The 17,917-nt window shown below is 46.0% G+C and carries 14 protein-coding genes and 1 other annotated feature; of the genes, 3 read left to right on the forward strand and 11 right to left on the reverse strand.

Annotated features, from left to right (window positions below; all coding sequences use genetic code 11):
* Positions 1 to 129 precede the first annotated feature (129 nt).
* The 3 genes from EC604_RS02565 to gpr all read right to left on the reverse strand — a co-directional run bounded on the left by EC604_RS02565 (position 130) and on the right by gpr (position 3,036).
* The gene (locus tag EC604_RS02565) at positions 130 to 486 is read right to left on the reverse strand and encodes a DUF3679 domain-containing protein (RefSeq protein ID WP_123062597.1); all 357 of its coding nucleotides are present in this window, start codon (positions 484 to 486) and stop codon (positions 130 to 132) included.
* A gap of 100 nt (positions 487 to 586) precedes the next feature.
* The gene (locus EC604_RS02570) at positions 587 to 1,879 is read right to left on the reverse strand and encodes a stage II sporulation protein P (RefSeq protein ID WP_123062598.1); all 1,293 of its coding nucleotides are present in this window, start codon (positions 1,877 to 1,879) and stop codon (positions 587 to 589) included.
* A 155-nt stretch (positions 1,880 to 2,034) separates the two neighbouring features.
* On the reverse strand, positions 2,035 to 3,036 hold the full coding sequence (gpr, locus tag EC604_RS02575) for a GPR endopeptidase (protein ID WP_123062599.1): 1,002 nt from the start codon (positions 3,034 to 3,036) through the stop codon (positions 2,035 to 2,037).
* A 176-nt stretch (positions 3,037 to 3,212) separates the two neighbouring features.
* On the opposite strand from gpr, the gene rpsT reads away from it, so the two are divergent.
* Positions 3,213 to 3,485: a 30S ribosomal protein S20 gene (gene rpsT, locus EC604_RS02580; RefSeq protein WP_090914815.1), complete on the forward strand. Its 273-nt coding sequence runs from the start codon at positions 3,213 to 3,215 to the stop codon at positions 3,483 to 3,485.
* Positions 3,486 to 3,670: 185 nt separating this feature from the next.
* Here rpsT and holA read toward each other — a convergent pair whose 3' ends face one another.
* From holA to EC604_RS02595, 3 genes are all read right to left on the reverse strand, one after another.
* Complete coding sequence (gene holA, locus EC604_RS02585; RefSeq protein WP_123062600.1) at positions 3,671 to 4,687, reverse strand: DNA polymerase III subunit delta; 1,017 nt, start codon at positions 4,685 to 4,687, stop codon at positions 3,671 to 3,673.
* A gap of 259 nt (positions 4,688 to 4,946) precedes the next feature.
* Positions 4,947 to 6,239 (reverse strand): zf-HC2 domain-containing protein, encoded by a 1,293-nt coding sequence (locus EC604_RS02590; RefSeq protein ID WP_123062601.1) that lies wholly within the window; start codon positions 6,237 to 6,239, stop codon positions 4,947 to 4,949.
* Positions 6,236 to 6,784: an RNA polymerase sigma factor gene (locus EC604_RS02595; RefSeq protein ID WP_090914823.1), complete on the reverse strand. Its 549-nt coding sequence runs from the start codon at positions 6,782 to 6,784 to the stop codon at positions 6,236 to 6,238. The genes EC604_RS02590 and EC604_RS02595 overlap by 4 nt, the downstream gene beginning before the upstream one ends.
* Positions 6,785 to 7,133: 349 nt before the next feature.
* On the opposite strand from EC604_RS02595, the gene EC604_RS02600 reads away from it, so the two are divergent.
* On the forward strand, positions 7,134 to 7,436 hold the full coding sequence (locus EC604_RS02600) for a hypothetical protein (RefSeq protein ID WP_123062602.1): 303 nt from the start codon (positions 7,134 to 7,136) through the stop codon (positions 7,434 to 7,436).
* A 149-nt stretch (positions 7,437 to 7,585) separates the two neighbouring features.
* Here EC604_RS02600 and EC604_RS02605 read toward each other — a convergent pair whose 3' ends face one another.
* From EC604_RS02605 to EC604_RS02620, 4 genes are all read right to left on the reverse strand, one after another.
* Positions 7,586 to 9,556: a copper amine oxidase N-terminal domain-containing protein gene (locus EC604_RS02605; protein WP_123062603.1), complete on the reverse strand. Its 1,971-nt coding sequence runs from the start codon at positions 9,554 to 9,556 to the stop codon at positions 7,586 to 7,588.
* Between the two features lie 136 nt (positions 9,557 to 9,692).
* Positions 9,693 to 12,707: a ComEC/Rec2 family competence protein gene (locus tag EC604_RS02610; protein ID WP_161556835.1), complete on the reverse strand. Its 3,015-nt coding sequence runs from the start codon at positions 12,705 to 12,707 to the stop codon at positions 9,693 to 9,695.
* Between the two features lie 196 nt (positions 12,708 to 12,903).
* A complete protein-coding gene (locus tag EC604_RS02615) occupies positions 12,904 to 13,425 on the reverse strand; it encodes a deoxycytidylate deaminase (RefSeq protein WP_123062605.1) in 522 nt (173 codons plus the stop codon).
* A gap of 47 nt (positions 13,426 to 13,472) precedes the next feature.
* Positions 13,473 to 14,072: a ComEA family DNA-binding protein gene (locus EC604_RS02620; protein WP_240036615.1), complete on the reverse strand. Its 600-nt coding sequence runs from the start codon at positions 14,070 to 14,072 to the stop codon at positions 13,473 to 13,475.
* 185 nt (positions 14,073 to 14,257) lie between these two features.
* Between EC604_RS02620 and comER the strand changes: the two genes are divergently transcribed.
* Positions 14,258 to 15,103, forward strand: coding sequence for a late competence protein ComER (gene comER, locus EC604_RS02625; protein WP_123062606.1), 846 nt, complete (start codon positions 14,258 to 14,260; stop codon positions 15,101 to 15,103).
* On the opposite strand, the gene leuS is transcribed toward comER, so the two are convergent.
* Positions 15,084 to 17,528 carry a leucine--tRNA ligase gene (gene leuS, locus EC604_RS02630; protein WP_123062607.1) on the reverse strand — a complete coding sequence of 815 codons (2,445 nt, stop codon included), beginning with the start codon at positions 17,526 to 17,528 and terminating at the stop codon, positions 15,084 to 15,086. The two genes, comER and leuS, sit on opposite strands and share 20 nt — an antisense overlap.
* Before the next feature lie 73 nt (positions 17,529 to 17,601).
* Positions 17,602 to 17,854, reverse strand: a binding site (T-box leader).
* Positions 17,855 to 17,917 lie beyond the last annotated feature (63 nt).

Here is a 17,917-nt window from a genome sequence, read left to right on the forward strand (position 1 = left end):
AGCCTAGTGTCAATCACTTCATTATAACAGTTGCTGCAAGGTGCATCAATCCCATGATGGTTTAACTTTATAATAAAGTGCACTGGATGAGTGCCTCGAAGGATTAGTTTTCCTTTATTCCATCTGCTTCTATTCATCTACTCCGCCAAAAAGAGAGACAACCCACTTGATGCCGCTGTTTGACAAGTTTTGTAGCAAGCCAGCCGTTTTTTCCGCCAGAACATCCACCGGAGCTTTCTGCTGATCTGCCCCAAGCACCTGGCTTGGGGTCTGGACAGGAACGAACGGCTTTTTAACCTCGGGCTGCACAGGCTCGGCGGGTACAGGTTTATTTTCCTCGGGTGCGGTTTCTGTGGTCGCCACTGCAGGGACACTTTTCACAGGACTGTTATGCTGAAAACCACTGCCCGCCAGCTGCATGCCAAGCAGGACACCAAGTAACATAAGCACACTGACAGACAGCAGTTTTTTGCCAAATCTGGACATCTCGCAGATCTCCCTTCTTCTATAGATAGCTAATCGAATAGATCATCGTTTCATTACACTTCTGCAATCGCTACGAAAGTTTTCCGAATCTTTCCTTCATTTATCCGCCCTTGGATACCGGTTTTGCACTTGCTTTATCTACGTTTTGCTCGTTCCAATATACTTCCGCGATCATATCCGCCAGAATTTTGGATGTTCGTTTCAGCTCAGCTGCCGTATTGTCAATGCCACCGATTTCGATGAGAATGCTGTTCGGGGAAAGCGTCTGATTATATTCCCCATTGTTGCCTCCTCCGCCATTCTTCCCCCACACTCCTCGGGATACCCCCGGGTACTTCGCTTCCAGCTTTTTGTGAATTTTTGCAGCAAAGGCTTCATTTTTACGCCAATTTGGGTTCTCATGCCCGATGATAAAATATACCTTGGCGTAACTCTGATCACCGATCGTTGTTGTCGTTTTTTTGTGCCGCTGGGAATCGCGGTGAATATCAATTAGATATGTCAGGTCGTCATTCTGAGCAAGCGCCGCTTTGACGGTCTGTCTGGAATATTTATAGGAAAAGTTCCAATTGTAATCTTTGATTTTAGTTTGATAATCTTCCTTCGCATGCTCTACACCCACACCCAGCTTCTCCAAGCTATCCGATAGATAGGTTCCCACTTGAAAAACATTACCTGTCGGTTTGCCGGAAGATGGGTTGTCGCTATCCGTGCCTAGCAGTGGATTATATCCTTCACGCGGGTGAGAGTGATAGATAAGGACGGATTTTTTAGTAATGGCCGGATTCCCCTTGTCTTGCCCATTCCCTTTTGCTGGTGGATCTTCATCTACGGCACCCTTTCCCGGATCATCCTCACCGGAAACGTTTGGATCATCCTGACCCGGAGGGACATGCAGCTCACTTCCTGGCTTACCTTCACCTGATGAGGCTGTTTCTGTCAGGCCTGGGCCTGGCTGATAATCCTCAGGTGCTTCTGCCTTGGTATTGCCAGAGCCTGGCCTAAGCAGAACGGGCTGATTTGCACCCATGCCTGGCATTTCTCGTGCGATTAAACTTTTGGGATCTTGAGGATTCACATTGGTGAGCAATTGAAACACAAAAGAAGTTAGATTTTCACCGGAAATCGCAGTGTTCTGTTCCTTCTGGGTAAGATGAGGCACTTCCATACCCAACATGTCCACAAAAAAGCGGCTTGAGACTGAACCTGCAAATCCCTTCATCGAAGAAACAGGGGAACTATTCAACCGTTTCTCCGCCATGCCTCCAAGCCCGAGTGCAACAAAAAAGAGGGCAGATATGATCATAAGCAGCAACAGTGTACGGCCCATGGCCAGCACGTGCAGACATCTTTTTTTCCACTTGCCAATGTTCCATGCCAATATCTTGTTCATTCTTATGTCTCCTTCCCTTGCAGAACAACTCTTATACTTCAACTCTATGAGCGTGTGCAATTTGATAGAACAGGAAGTAGAAAGATAAAGTGAACAAAAAAAGAAAGTCCGATAGATTCGGACCTTCTTTCTCGTTCCATATTAGGGGATACGCTCTAGTGCGTGTAAGCCGCAACGTTATCTGGATTTACCGCTTCGTGAAGAGCCGCATTAAGTCCGGTTGCAATGACATTGGCGATGCCTTCAATGAACTCATCAATTTCCTTCGGGGTAACGATCAGATCATGTCCAAGCGGTTCAAGCACTTCTTTAACCAGACTCAAACGATCCTCTTCACCGATGTCATCGAGCATGCCCATAATTTGTTTGGTCTGATCGGTTTCCTGGCGAAAGTGAGAACGCATCATTTCGATGACGTTGTTCACGATGGTCGAAGCATAACATACCGTTGGCACACCGATGGCAATGCAAGGAACACCCAGAATTTCCTTCGTTAATCCACGACGTTTGTTACCAATACCAGAGCCAGGATGAATCCCGATATCGGCCACTTGAATCGTTGTATTCACCCGTTCAAGAGAGCGGGAAGCAAGCGCATCAATGGCGATAATGGCATCAGGACGGGTACGCTCAACAATGCCCTGCACGATGTCACTCGACTCAATCCCCGTTGTACCAAGCACACCCGGAGCAATAGCACTGACCTCACGATATCCAGGCGCAACCTGATCGGGTACCAATTCAAAATACTGCCGGGTCACCATCAGATTCTCTACAACCAACGGACCAAGAGAATCTGGAGTGACATTCAAGTTGCCGAGACCCACAATCAGTACCTTGGAATCTTTGCCAATGCCCGCCTTGGTCATAAACGCTTCCATTTCTCGTGTAAATTCGGCGGCCACCCGTTCCTGTAGTTCAGTATCTCCGTTGCGAAGGGAAGGCACCTCGAGTGTGACATAGTGGCCTTTTACACGCCCTATGGCTTTCGCTGCTTCATCATTCAACACATCAATCCGTGTGATCGTAATGCCGTCTTTCTTATCAACATCCTCACGTAATCCGGGGATCGTCTGTCTCTGACTGCCTTGTGCCATTTCTTTGGAGTCGATAGCCAAATCCGTGCGTACGGTATAATTTTGCAAATCCAGTGTCATCTGTGTCCCTGCCTCCCTTATTGCATTTGAGCATATTGTGTGGGAAAAAGGCGGGCTTTATGCAACATGCCAAACAACGATGCAAAATCTGTTGCAATTTATATGCTAGCGTGATAGAATATTTTAAGTTGTGAAACGTTTGTATTCATGCGAATGCCTTACAGGAGGTGAATGTAATGCCAAACATCAAATCCGCTGTTAAACGCGTAAAAACGAGCGACAAGCGCCGCGCACTCAACGCTTCTCAGAAGTCTGCACTCCGCACAGCTGTTAAAGCTGCTGATGCTGCTCTGGTAAGCAACGAAGTTGAAACTGCTAAAGCTGCGATTCAAGCTGCTTCCAAAAAGCTGGACAAGGCTGTAACTAAAGGTCTGGTTCACAAAAATGCAGCTGCACGCAAAAAGTCTCGCTTGGCGAAAAAACTGAACGCTCTTTCCGCACAAGCGTAAGAAGCGTTACTTATACGAACCAATGGAAAAATCCTGAACAGCATGGGCTTTCAGGATTTTTTAGCATCTGTTCCGCCAAGTAAAAAGAACATACCATAAAAAAACAACCTGAATCTCTCTGATCTTATGTTGAAATATCAACATGCGGAGAACGTTCAGGTTGTTTTTTTTGCTCTTGCCTACGGCTATGCTCCAAGTCTTAACAAAAATAACTCCAAGCCAAGCACCTTATCCACTGCTCCTGTTTTCATCTGATAATCCAGCTCACTCAAATGACTCAGAATCTTCCGTAGACGGTCAGCTTCAAATTTTCGAGCCTGTTCCCCGGCAATTTTGATAGCATACGGATGCAAGCCAAGTTGACTGGCAATCTGCTGCTGCGAGTAACTTTGTTGCCCGAGTTCCTTCACTTGAATCATAATGCGGAACTGCCGCGCAATCAGCGCTGCAATCTTGATCGGTTCTTCGCGTTGCTTCAAAAGTTCATAAAAGAGTGAAAGTGCTTTTTCCAATCTCAGGTTGGCTAGTTCCTCCACAAGTGCAAATACGTTCTGTTCCGTGCTACGAGCCACCAGTGACTCAATATCTGCACGGCGAATTGTTCCTCCGTTTCCAGCAAACAAACAAAGCTTATCTACTTCGGCAGATAGCCCCTGTAGTCCTGTTCCAGCATAACTGACTAGCGTATCTGCTGCCCCAGCTTCAAAGGTCACCTCTCTCTGTTTTGCAAGTTTAACAATCCATTGGATCAATTCTTCTCCACTTAGCGGTGCAAAGGCGAGAACAACCGCCTGTTTCTTGGCTGCTTTCACCAGCTTCTTCCGTTCATCCAGCTTGTCCCCTTGCGCTAAAAAAACGATCGTGCTGTAGTCAGCAGGGTTATCCATATATGTAATCAAGCGATCTACCTGATGCTCTATTTTGGATTCCTTTCCCGCCGTAAACAAGCTTGTGTCCCTTACAATAATCAATTTGCGTGGAACAAGAAAAGGAACTGTTTCTGCTTCTTCCACAACAGCCTCAATCGGTGTTTCGGAGAGATCATATGGAATAACCGCAAAATCCCGATGCTCCTCTTCAATAACATGCGTTTTTAACATCTCTGTGAACTGCTGTATCTGGTACTTCTCCGTTCCATACAGCACATAGATTGGCGCAGTTTCCCCGCTGCGTATTGCCTTTGTTGCGCTTTTTACGTCCATTCACCGTTCCTCCTTATCCCTTTTATCCTACCAGAAAATACACAAGACAACAAAGGGACCTTCATCCATGTATGGATAAAGGTCCACTGTTCTGCATCTATATAAACGCAAGCACAGCCATTCTAGAAATAGCTGGCGTGCGGTCATACGACGTCAGTTGTTGGATCAGAGATAGGACGTTCTTTAGTTATATCCAGTATATGCTTGTTCATAGAAAAAGGTTCTCTCTACATGCCTTGCAGGAACCATATACACAGAACTATTTCGCAGGTGACACATTAGATGAGATACCAACTTTGAAGGTATCCTTTGTGGTCGCTCCGTCTTTGTCCATTTCATAATTAAACTGCTGGCTGTCTTTGGACCAACTTCCCGACTTTAACGTACCTTCTACACTCCGTTGCTCAATTAGATTCAGAACATCCGGATCATTCGCAGATTTCGCATAAATACTTAACTGGTCACCAAGCAACATAACAACATAAGAACCATCAGGTGATTTCCATTCCTTTGCTCCAGTCGCTGCAGTGATTCCCTGTTCAGGAGCCATCAGTCCCTGCTGACCTCCAGCAGCACCCGATTCCGTTCCAGTTCCTGCATTGTCAGTTTCACTGCCTTGAGCTGGGTTATCCTGATTTGGAATGATCGTTTGAGCCGAAAATGTCTCGTCTAACTGATCGTTTGAATCGGACGCGCTTCTTCCCTTGTCATTAGGAGTGGAAACATCACCTTCACTTGTGTCCGGCTTTTTCTGCTCCGTTCCCTGTTTTGGTTCCATGCTCTTCTGCGTATTGGCAGAGTCAGAAGAAGGGCTTGAATTCACCTCTTGCTTGCCATTGTCTTGAGAAACCGGTCCCTCTGTGGGAGGTTTGGCTGACTCTTGATCACCTGAAGCATCTGGGGTTTTCAGTTCTGTTCCGTTGCTCTCGTCAGGTTGATCCGCATTCGGTTGCATAGAACCTTCCATCTCCGGATCATTTGAAGAGTCAGGCGCAATCGCACTACCTTCAGCTTGGTTGGTTGTGTCTGCTTGATCGTTATTCACTTTCATACTCATTGAAGGTTGCTCGTCACTATTACTATCTTGCGATGCGCCAGAGCTCATCATCATCGAATCTGCATTCTCAATCTGTTCGGGCTGATAACCCCAGATGGCAAATCCTAATACTACAGCCGCAGCCGCTGCACCCATAGACGTCCGTCCCACCATTGAATTAAACCATTTAGTCTTCGCTTTTTGCTCACTTGAGCTTGATCGCTGTAGACTCTCAAATGCCGCAGGGACAGGACTCATTTCTTGCACGGTACTGCTTTGTTCTTTACGCGCTTCGTCAATCGCATCCAATTGAGGCATAATCGCATCAACCAGACTGAACTTAGGGCTTACTTGCGGTAAATCTTCCAGTTCCCTGGATAGAGCTCTGAGCATACTAAAATTTTCGGCGCACTCCGGACACTTGGCCACATGCTGTAGCATCTGCGTCGTTTCCGCCTCGCCCAGATCATGATCCAGATACCGGTGCATCCATTCCACCACCTCTTCGCATTTCATCCTGTCACACCACCTTTCTGATACTCCTGTAGTAGATTTTGTAACTGTTGTCTGGCTCTAAATAAGTAAGACTTCACCGTATTGAGCGGAAGATCGAGACAATCCGCAATTTCGTTATAGGATAAATCTTGCAAATATCTTAGAACAATGACGGTCCGATGATGCTCTGGCAACTTGTTGATCGCATCCTGAATGTCCTTGGCTACATAAGTGGACATCACTTCGAATTCCACATCCTGTTTATCCTGAAAAACCATTTCGTGTTCATCGATGGACACGGAAGGCTTGGTTCTTCTGAACTTGTCAATGCAGATGTTCGTTACGATGCGTTGCACCCAGGTTTTGAACTGGGCTTTTTCTTCATAAGAATTAATCTTGGTGTAAATGCGGATCAACGCTTCCTGCGCAGCATCCAAGGCGTCCTGTTCATTATTTAGAATATAATATGCGGTCCGATAGACGTGCTGTTCAATCTCCCGCAATAGGGTAATTAGAGCGTCGCGATCGCCCGATTGAGCGGCTCTGATGAGTTCCGGCTCTACCACAAAGGATCCCCCTCTCCCTGCAACCTTACTGACGTAATCATCGATAAAATTGTTGCAAAGTTAAGTATATTTTAATTTTCCATCACAAAATAACGGCATATGTATAAGGGCCGCCGAATCTTATCTTAGAATAACAGAAAATGCAAACGTAGTCATCAAACGTCTGAGATCACGGATTCCATTACTTACACGACTCAAAATAAATGCAACGGCATACATTATGGTTAAGTACTTTTATAGGCCTAAAAATAAAAAAAGTCGAAATTTGTCCAAATTTAAGCTTTTTTTAATGCATTATTCATGAAAATGGTGTATTGTAAATTTACATTCATAAGACGAGGTGATGAGCATGCCAGCTCTAGCGAAAATTCAACAATTAAAAGAACAAATGCCAAAGGAATATCAAAGCATTTCCCACTTTGTAGAACATGCTTTGGAATCCATCGATACTCTGGTCGAAGAGCATCGTAAATACGTAGCTGCACAGGCGTTATACGGCGATAAAATCGTCGGATCGGAAGAACGCTTGTACAGAGAAACGGTACTGGATGTCAGAGCACAACTACTGGCGACACTCGAAAAAACCGTTGAAGACATTCTTCACAAAGGCGACAAACATTGGAATAAACATTTCAAAGACGGCGTGGAGTAATTCAATATTTACATTTATATTCAGTGATTAGAACGGATATGAAAAAGCCCTTTCCCTTAATTCTCTTTTGAAGAGAGTTATGGAGAACAGGGCTTTTTCTTGTGTTATATTGGTAGTTGTTATAAAAAACGAGCTAGATTATAAAGAAATCAATAAATGGCCATCAACTTTCCACTGAGGAATCCTAAAGCTCTGACTCCTTCAGAACTTGCATAAACCCAAACTTCAATCTTGCCTTTTGAGCTTGATTCTTGCGTAATACTGTTTGGATCTCCCCATGCCAGACGCGCTTGTGTAGTATTCATCCCTAGAGCTACTTCACCCGCAATGATTTTCTTCCATGTAGATGAAGACCAGTTGTATTTTTTATATGGATCGTAAGAAAAGAATTGATCTGAATCCGCCAGCATCTCCGTTACACTCGATGAAACACCGCCTGCATAAGCAATAACGGTTTTACCCTTGGTATTACGGAAAACAATGGAGTAACTTCGTTCATTATACTTCCCTTTTTCAATTTTAATATCGGTGATAGTGACTTTACTAAAGCGTTGCCCTAAGCTTGTATCACTGTTAATCCAGTAGGACTTGCCAATGAACCGGCTCAGATTCCCTAACTCTTTTTTCTTAATCAAAGCAAGCGTATACTTCGACTCCACCACAATAGCAGAATTTCCAACGAACACTTTGGCTTGTTTCAACTCAGCATCCCAATTCACCTGTATACGTGCCACTTGTTTTAACAGTTCCGCAGGAAATACGGTCTGCCCGTTAATGGTCTGCACCTTACCTTTCATTGTGATCGCTTTATCGTTGAAATCTGCTACTGCACTTCCTTTTGTCAGTGTGATAAGGTCATTTCCCATCTGTATCTTGAAATGAACTCCCTGAACATCGATTTTGGCTCCTAGCATTTTGAAGACAGATTGTACAGGCAAATACACATTTCCGTTTAATAGTTCAGCTCCTGTCAATTTCTGTTGAGAGTTAACGGTCAGTTGTGTATCGGAAGACTTATCCCCTATTTTCAGCATCACTTTTGTAGTTCCCATGCCTGTTGCTTTCAGCTTGCCTTCTGGCAGAATCAGAGCTACTTGCGACTGTTCCAACGTAATTTCACCAGGCAAAGGCGCACGTTTTGTTTTGAACCCGTTACTATAATTCTCCTGAACAGTAAGTGTGACTGTATCCCCGATATTAGCTTCCTTGGTTGATGCCGTAAGCGTTACTTGATTCAGAGTCGGTGCCGATAGAGAAGTTAACTTCCCACTATGATATGCAGCCCACGAGCCGTCCTGTAACTGTGCATATAATTCGTCCAGATCAAGTGCATACACCATTCTGGATACATTGTTTAGTCCCGGTAACTGCTCACCCTTGTAATTGTCATTCCGGTCATAGCTCCAGACTGTTCCATCCTTTTTCACCACGAGTAGTTTATACTTGTTTCCCCACCAGATCAAGGATTGGACATCACTCGCAATCGTAATTTGCTCTTCCTGATACAGCATATTGACAATAACTACCGAGTTGTCATCTTTTAATACTGCTGCATAAACACTATTTGCTGCGATTGCGGTAGCGTTAGCTACATTTCCAGCTTTTCGAATTTTACTATATTTTGAATAATATATATCACCTGATGAAGACAAAATGGTGTCGGTGATGTCACTTCCATATGAATAGGAACTTACATCTAGAGCAGAATCCAGAACTTTCTCCTGATCTCTGAACTTATACAGGCCCCCATCCTGAAGCTGAACCCATCCATTACCATATACCTTCTTAACTCCTTTGAATTGTTTGGTTGTTGGCAAATGAGCATTATCCATATCCCACATGATCACTTGATCATCCGCAGTCCAACCAAAAATAACTCCATTATATGATCCTGAGATTCCGATTAAATTTCGATTTTGTGTCCACACTCCAGCAATACTTCCTTTTGACCAAAGGGTTCCATCATTTAGCAGATTGTTATTTCGGTCAAGAACAGAATGAATAGAACGATTCGACTCAGACGAAGCAAATGCTCCAGGTATCCCCACCAGAACACTAAGAACCAGAATCCCGATCCACAATGTAAACGTTCTAACTCGTGCTTTTTTGAATGGCAGCATTTCTATACGTTCCCTTCTCTCTATGTATCTAGTAAACTAAATTCTTCATTTGACCCCTCCTAAGCCAAGCCTAATACTATTCGGCAAAAATAACCAAATTTCCTTCAAGGTATCCTTCAAGCTTTATGATTCACTCTTATCTCGGAGCCAGCTTATACCGCACACTTATTTCCCCATCTTTCACGCTCATCTGTACCTCACCCATCTGGTCCGTCCGAAAAATCTGGGAACCTACTGCTTCCAAACGTTTCATTACGTCTGGGTTGGGATGACCATAGGTATTGTTTACACCTGCAGAGATCAGTGCAGCTTTAGCATTCCAATATTGAAGCCATGCTTCTGAGGATGATGTTTTGCTGCCATGGTGGGCAACCTTAAGTACATCTAAGGATAGATGTGATCGTAGTCGTGGTAAGGCCACCACTGAAGAACTATGATCTCTGCCATTGTCAGCTAGACTCCCCATCCATTCAGGCACAACTATATTCGTATCACTACTCGGAACAGTTCCCCCCGATTTTTGAACGACCTGCCCAAAAGAGGTTGCCAGCGAACCATCCTGAATGTCATACAACACATTCTGTTCCGTTGCCGCATCCATATCTCCGGTAAATAGCATTGACGAGCCCGCCATCTCTAGCAAAAAAACGACCGACTCACCGTTCTGATTCTCAAGAACAGGCACATCTCCTGATGGAATAGCCCGTCCACTCCGCTCTGGTGAGATAAAATATAAAGCCGTTTCTGAATCGGGCTTATATGTCATGCCCTGATGAATAGCGAATAGCGGAATTTGGCGTTGTATCGCTGTATCCAGCAGCTGATCAAATTTCTTTTTTCCACTCGTCGTTCCGTTAAACACAAAGCGTCTAACTGGAATTTGCTCCAGTACAGCCTGTAGGCCACCGGCATGATCCTGATCGGCATGAGTCACAATGACCGCATCAAGCTGGTGAATACCTCTCTTTTTCAATAAAGGAACAACAACCTTAGCTCCCACCTCATACGGGTCACGCCTCGTTTTCCACGAGTGTTCGCTGCCACCAAAGTTAACCGTACCTCCGCCATCTACAAGGATATGTTTGCCTCCTGGTGTTGTAATCAAAGTACTGTCGCCTTGACCAATGTCCAAAAATTGTACTACACCTGTTCCCGCTGGACGCGGCGTCTGATATGCCCACCATAATCCTGCCGCAAAACTGACCGCAAGCACACCACATAACCATCGCTTCGCTTGGCTCATGCGTACTTCGCTATAGAAGGCCGCACCTCTAGATGTAAATGCGCTTGCATACTCAGGCCAGGCGATACTGGCGCCGAGAGTAGAGAGCGATCCTTGAGTTGAAGCTACTTTTTGAGTATGCAAGGCATGGGGCGCTGGAAGTTGCAAGCGATCGTTCGCTTGCGCTGTGTTAAGTGATTTAGCCTCAACAGACCGTGAAGAATGAAAGCCAAGTGCCAGTGTAGCTCCCTTTTGTACAGCACCTCCTGCTGACAGATTAAGCGGCGCTGTATCCTCTTCTGCAACATGAATATGTTTTGGCATGTCACCGCCGCTCCGCTGATGAAGCAAATATAGTAACACATACAGAATCACATAATAAGCTGCAATCCATAACAAGGACGGTGTCGGCCAGATCATCACAAAACCTGGCAAACTGTTCATCCATTCCACGCAAAGAAAGATGAGCTTGTTCAATTGAATTGCAATCCATGCCAGAAGTTTCGCAAGCGGAAACCACACAAAGGATAGAATCATCGCAACCGTACCTAAGGGAAGCACTACAGCACTAATCAAAGACACCAGCAAAAAGTTGGCTGCAAAAGACAGCAACGAGAACTGGTTGAAGTACAGAATCGTCACTGGAAAAGAAATCAGCTGCGCTGTCACCGTAACTGAAGCTGTAGCCGCTAAGGATTTGGGCCACTTGTCAAACAATCTGTTGATAAGCGGCATGTAAATCATCAGTCCCGCCGTCACCAGAAAAGAGAGTTGAAAACTGACATTTAATAAGAAATAGGGATTCCACCAAAGCATCAGCATAGCCGCCGCACTGATAATCTGGATTCCATCTCTGGCAAATCCACGCTTTGCCATATACAGACCAATCATAGACATGATGCCTGCCCGAATGACCGATGGAGAACCACCCGAGAGCAGTACATATGCTGGCACGAGAACCAGCACAATCGTTAGAGCTGTCTCTCTTGTTAGTCTCAGCCATGATAAGAGCATGAGCAATGAAGTCACATACACTGCAACATGTGTACCTGAGATGGCGAGGATATGAGTTAATCCGAGCTGAGAGAATTGACCATACGTATCGGGGTTAATATCCTTCGCCATTCCGATGATCAGGCCTTTCATATAACCGGCATGTGGCTCAGGAAACAACCGATCTACCGCCGAACCAAGCAGTTTTCTTACCGAATCTGTCCACCGTAGGATGTTTATTTTCCCCATCCCTTCAGGAGACGAAGCATTAACCGAACTAGCCCCCTTCACTTTGACCATCCAATGGATATACTGCGTCTTTAGATAGCTGCGATAGTCAAATCCCCCAAAATTTCTGGCTTCACCAGGAAGAACTATCGAGCCCGACAATTTCAGCTTATCCCCTCGCTTCCAAGATGCTGCTATATGCTGTTCCTGCTCTTCCATTAATCGGACTTGCACAATGACTCGTTCATTCATTTTGTCTGAGGACACTTGTGACTTTAAAGATTGCAAGGATGTATCTGGCGAAGAAACTTTATTCTCTACCTCCTTATCTATCTCTTCGTACAGCCTCAGAGAAGAAAGCTGCATCTCAAAACCTGCCCGATCCCCATCCACCTGCACATCCGTTACAAGTTCCCCTTCAATCAGAGCATCTAACCCATCAATTTCATACGTAGAGCTATGTAAATATGCTGGCAATGTACTGTAATTACGAGAATCATTCCATTCCCATTGTATTAAACCACCTGCAAAAGCAATAACTAAAAGAAGAATCGACCACCCGCGAATATTCATGAATCGAAATAAGAGTGGAAGACATGCCATCGCCCCGACTATTCCCCAAAATAAAGCCCATCCCGTCAATAAACACGCCATGCTGCTACCGCACAACCAAAAGATTGTAAAGCGAAGCAATGGTCTGCCTTTCATTCCGTCCCTCTCCCTTCTGCTCATCTCCAAGGCAATAAATACACAAAAAACCCCCGGAAGCCTATTCAGGCCTGCCAGAGGTTCTTCCCCATACGTATGAAAGTTATTTTGAAAAAGCAGACTTCCCCGCCCTAACATGTACTAACAATGTACTACTATCTACTAACGTGCTCTAACCTGTTCTAACGAGCTCTTATTAGTTACTTACAGTCATCATCGTCTCCCGTGGAGGCTGGTAATTGTCCAGTTTGCGGAACGAAATGCCTTTCTGCTGCATCATATTTTTTACTTTGCTCGTATCTTTGGGATATGAGCGATGAAATACAATCTCCGTAACGCCACTGTTCGCCAGCATGTTGGCACATGTCCAGCAAGGCTCATCGGTTACATACACAGAGGAACCTTCGCGGTCAATGCGATCCGTGAATAAAAGCAAGTTCTGCTCCGCATGAATGGTACGAATACAGCGTTGCTTTTTAACCATTTCCTCCTGGCCGTCCGTGACTACAAGTTCATATTCTTCCGATATCATGCAACCTTCCTCGGAGCAATCCGCTACTCCCATCGGTGCTCCGTTATAGGCAGTACCCAGCAGCTTTTTCCCTTGAACCAGCACAGCTCCTACATGCCGGCGCGGACAACGGGAACGTGTCGATACCATATAAGCAATGTCCATAAAATACGTATCCCAGTCCTTGCGAAGCTCTATTGCACTCATGCCGTTTTCTCCTCCCGCCTTGAAGCTATTACTATTATGCTGAACTTTTAGCGAATCTGTACATACGGAGCCATCTTCTCCAGCATCTTCATGCCTATGCCCTTCACCTTGGTAAGATCACTAACTTTGGTAAAAGGACCATGTGCATTGCGATAATCCACAATAGCTTGAGCTTTCTTCTGTCCAATCCCCGGAAGCTCCGTGAGTTTGGTGACAGATGCCGTATTCACATCGATCTTACCGTGATCTGCCGTCTCACTGGTTGTTTTGTCAGCCGGTTTAGATGCTGTTTCAGATACAGATGAACGGCTTTCATTTAACTGGGTCTCTGGCTGAGCCGGTGGATTGCCTTGATTGCTTGACACAGTAGGAGCAACATTAGGCTCCTGAATCTTCGAATCCTGTGCTGAAGCAACATCGTCCGATTGCCGCTCGTTCCCATCACCTTTAGGCGCAACATCAGCTGAATACTCGGTAACCAAAGCAGCCGACTGTATAGCAGAAGAATTCTGCTCACTTGTCGGCTGATTGGAGCCGAGCTGCATCGGTTCCCAGCCGCTAGGTGGCTGTTCACTTTTGCCCGACCATAATATCAGTATACATCCAACCACTGCCGCAGCAATGGACAACACTTTGTTCCATCTCATCTTCCGCACACTCCCTCTTATTCAAAATAGAGATCATTTCGAACACGGGCGGTGCTTCCGAACCGTTTAATGCTATGGCGTACATAAATTACATATTTTCATGTCATGTGAACCAGAGTCCCCCGCATACAATAGAGGGAAGATACTGCGCCATTACCGTAAAGCATGAAAGGAGGCCTGAACCAATGAAGGTTGGATTTATCGGAACCGGCAGCATGGGCAGTCTGTTGATCTATGCCCTGATCCAATCCGGTGCACTCGAACCCCGTCAGATTGCAGCAAGCAATCGAACTCCATCCAAAGTACGTCAGCTTTCCCTCCGCTACCCAGGGCTGCATGAATCACAGAGCAATCGGGAAACAGTCATTCGTAGCAACATCATCTTCCTGTGCGTGAAACCGCTGGAATTCAGACATGTCATTGATGATATCCTGCCTGTTGTGAATTCCAATCACATAATTGTCTCGATCACCAGCCCCGTGCAGCTGCGCCATCTGGAATCTTCACTTCCTTGCAAAGTCTCCAAGGTTATCCCCAGTGTTACACATCAGGTTGGCAGCGGAGCAAGCCTATTCATCCATGGTGAACGCATGACTGCCGAAGATCGCTCTCTGCTCGAAGGCCTGATGAGTCATATCGGCAAACCATATCAAGTGGATGAAGCCTGCACCCGAATCACATCTGATTTCTCCAGCTGTGGCCCCGCATTCATATCCTTCTTTTTGGAGCAATGGATTGAAAGTGCTGTTCGACTGACAGGTATCAAGCGTGCGGACGCTTGTGCCCTTGCCGGTGAGATGCTTCTAGGAACAGGCAAGCTGCTCACCGAGGGAGGTTATACTCCACAAGAGCTTCAAGCTCGTGTCGCTGTACCTGGCGGAATTACCGCTCAGGCACTTGCACTACTGAGAAACAACCTGGATGGCGTATTTGACAGCCTGATCCATACGACACATGAAAAATACGATGAAGATTTAGTCAAACTGGATGAGGTATTCCGTGCCAGCGAGATTAACCGGCAACAATATTAACCAGTTTGCCTGGAACGGCAATGACTTTGCGAATAGTCTTGCCTTCCAGTGCCTGTTTCACAGGTGCAAGTTCCATGGTGTAATCCTGCATTCCCTGTGCATCTAGATCCTTCGCAATGGTCGCACGAGTTACAATTTTGCCATTCACTTGAACCACGATTTCCACTTCTGCATCCACAGTCATGGACTCATCGTATTCAGGCCAAGCTACGTAAGAGATTCCGCCTTCATGTCCAAGACGACTCCACAGTTCCTCTGCCATATGCGGTGCCAAAGGTGACAGCAATTGAACGAAGTTCTCCATCGCTTCGCGAGGCAGCGTCTCTGCTTTGTACGCGTCGTTGATGAAGATCATCAATTGGCTGATCGCCGTGTTGAAGCGCAGATGCTCCAGGTCTTCTGTGACTTTTTTGATCGTTTTGTGTGCTGTCCGTTTGAACTCATCGGTTCCACCTTCAGCCGTAATTTTCTCATTGATCGCACCAGTATCTTCGTTAATGAACAGGCGCCATACGCGTGACAGGAAACGGTGCATTCCCTCTACCCCGTTTGCGTTCCAAGGTTTAGTCGCTTCCAGAGGGCCCATAAACATTTCATAGAGACGCAGTGTATCTGCACCGAATTCGTTCACAATCTCATCTGGATTGATGACATTTCCCCGAGATTTACTCATTTTTTCATTGTTCGTTCCCAGAATCATACCTTGGTTAACCAGTTTATGGAACGGCTCTTTTGTGTGTACGACACCCAGATCATACAGCACTTTGTGCCAGAAACGAGCATACAACAAGTGCAGTACTGCATGTTCTGCTCCACCGATATACAGGTCAACTGGCAGCCATTGCTGTTGCTTTTCCCGTGAGATCAGTTCCTTGTCATTGTGTGGATCAATAAACCGCAGGTAATACCAGCAACTTCCGGCCCATTGTGGCATCGTGTTGGTTTCGCGGCGAGCTTTCATGCCTGTTTCCGGATCAACCGTATTTACCCAATCCGTTACGTTTGCCAGCGGTGATTCACCTGTGCCTGAAGGTTTGATCTGGTCGATGTCAGGCAGCAGCAATGGCAATTGATCTTCTGGTACAGTCTTCATCGTCCCGTCTTCCAGATGCAGAATCGGAATCGGCTCTCCCCAATAACGTTGACGGCTGAACAGCCAGTCGCGCAGACGGTACGTTGTTTTTCCTTGTCCTTTGCCGTTCTCTTCGAGCCAAGCGATCATTTTCGCCGCGGCTTCTTCATTGTTCAAACCGTTCAGGAAATCGGAGTTCACATGTGCGCCGTCACCTGTATACGCCTCTTTTGTAACATCTCCGCCGGTAATGACTTCAATGATATTCAGATCGAACTGATTCGCAAATTCCCAGTCACGTGCATCGTGACCCGGAACAGCCATAACAGCTCCTGTTCCGTAACCAGCCAGTACATAGTCAGCAATCCAGATCGGCAGCTTCGCTCCGTTGACCGGATTGATCGCGTATGCACCTGTGAACACACCTGTTTTGTCTTTGGCCAAGTCTGTACGTTCCAGATCAGTCTTACGCGCAGCCTGCTCCTGATAAGCTTTCACTGCCCCGCGTTGTTCTTCGGACGTAATCGCGTCAACCAATTCATGTTCTGGAGCCAGAACAGCAAAGCTTGCACCGAACAATGTGTCTGCACGGGTTGTGAATACTTTGATCACTTCTTCACGGCCTTCGATGGCAAAAACCACTTCAGCCCCGGTCGATTTGCCAATCCAGTTACGCTGCATATCCTTGATGCTTTCCGACCAGTCCAGCTCTTCCAGATCTTCCAGCAAACGCTCCGCGTATTCCGTAATTTTCAGTACCCATTGACGCATCGGTTTACGTACAACCGGGTGTCCGCCACGTTCACTCTTACCGTCAATAACCTCTTCGTTCGCCAGAACCGTGCCCAATGCTTCACACCAGTTCACCGGCACTTCATCGACATAGGCCAAACCTTTATTGTACAGCTGAATAAAGATCCACTGTGTCCATTTGTAATATTCAGGGTCTGTTGTACTGATCTCACGATCCCAGTCATATGAGAATCCGAGAGATTTGATCTGACGACGGAAATTGTCAATGTTGCGGAATGTGATATGACGCGGGTGCTCCCCCGTATCCAGTGCGTGCTGCTCTGCTGGCAGACCGAAAGCGTCCCAGCCCATTGGGTGCAGCACATTGTATCCACGCATCCGTTTGTAACGGGATACGATATCCGTTGCAGTATATCCTTCCGGGTGACCTACGTGCAGTCCTGAACCGGACGGATATGGGAACATATCCAGTGCATAAAACTTCGGTTTGGACGGGTCTTCTCCTGTTTTAAACGTTTTGTTTTCATCCCAATATTGCTGCCAACTTTTCTCCATCACTTGCGGCTGATAGCCGTGCTTCGGCTGATGATTCTCACTCATCTATAATTCCTCCTTCAGGTTATATGCGCTTGATAACAACAAAAAAACCTCAGCATCCCGTAGCGTTTGCAGCGCTAGGGACGAGAGGTTGAATTCCCGTGGTACCACCCTAGTTAGCGGACGAACGTGCTTCGTCATCCACTCCCTTTAGACCTGTAACGGCGGTTAACCGATGCGGATTTCCGGTTCTTCCCACAAGGCATAGAACTTTGTAATCACCGCATTTCTCCAAGGCGAGTTCGCAAAATACTGTCAATCGGCTTGCACCAACCGCCGACTCTCTGTCATGTACAGCACCTGCTACTGATCCTTATCATCGAAATATGTATACAATATAGGAAGCATTATATAAAAATGCAAGCTCAAAGTCAATATGACATGTCACAATC

This window comes from Paenibacillus amylolyticus (assembly GCF_003719335.1).
Taxonomy (GTDB): Bacteria; Bacillota; Bacilli; order Paenibacillales; family Paenibacillaceae; genus Paenibacillus; species Paenibacillus amylolyticus_D.

Bases quoted from the DNA above. Each gene is read 5' to 3' on its own strand.
- EC604_RS02565 (WP_123062597.1), bottom strand. From the start codon at position 486: ATGTCCAGATTTGGCAAAAAACTGCTGTCTGTCAGTGTGCTTATGTTA.
- EC604_RS02570 (WP_123062598.1), bottom strand. From the start codon at position 1,879: ATGAACAAGATATTGGCATGGAACATTGGCAAGTGGAAAAAAAGATGT.
- gpr (WP_123062599.1), bottom strand. From the start codon at position 3,036: ATGACACTGGATTTGCAAAATTATACCGTACGCACGGATTTGGCTATC.
- rpsT (WP_090914815.1), top strand. From the start codon at position 3,213: ATGCCAAACATCAAATCCGCTGTTAAACGCGTAAAAACGAGCGACAAG.
- holA (WP_123062600.1), bottom strand. From the start codon at position 4,687: ATGGACGTAAAAAGCGCAACAAAGGCAATACGCAGCGGGGAAACTGCG.
- EC604_RS02590 (WP_123062601.1), bottom strand. From the start codon at position 6,239: ATGAAATGCGAAGAGGTGGTGGAATGGATGCACCGGTATCTGGATCAT.
- EC604_RS02600 (WP_123062602.1), top strand. From the start codon at position 7,134: ATGCCAGCTCTAGCGAAAATTCAACAATTAAAAGAACAAATGCCAAAG.
- EC604_RS02605 (WP_123062603.1), bottom strand. From the start codon at position 9,556: ATGCTGCCATTCAAAAAAGCACGAGTTAGAACGTTTACATTGTGGATC.
- EC604_RS02610 (WP_161556835.1), bottom strand. From the start codon at position 12,707: ATGAAAGGCAGACCATTGCTTCGCTTTACAATCTTTTGGTTGTGCGGT.
- EC604_RS02615 (WP_123062605.1), bottom strand. From the start codon at position 13,425: ATGAGTGCAATAGAGCTTCGCAAGGACTGGGATACGTATTTTATGGAC.
- EC604_RS02620 (WP_240036615.1), bottom strand. From the start codon at position 14,072: ATGAGATGGAACAAAGTGTTGTCCATTGCTGCGGCAGTGGTTGGATGT.
- comER (WP_123062606.1), top strand. From the start codon at position 14,258: ATGAAGGTTGGATTTATCGGAACCGGCAGCATGGGCAGTCTGTTGATC.
- leuS (WP_123062607.1), bottom strand. From the start codon at position 17,528: ATGAGTGAGAATCATCAGCCGAAGCACGGCTATCAGCCGCAAGTGATG.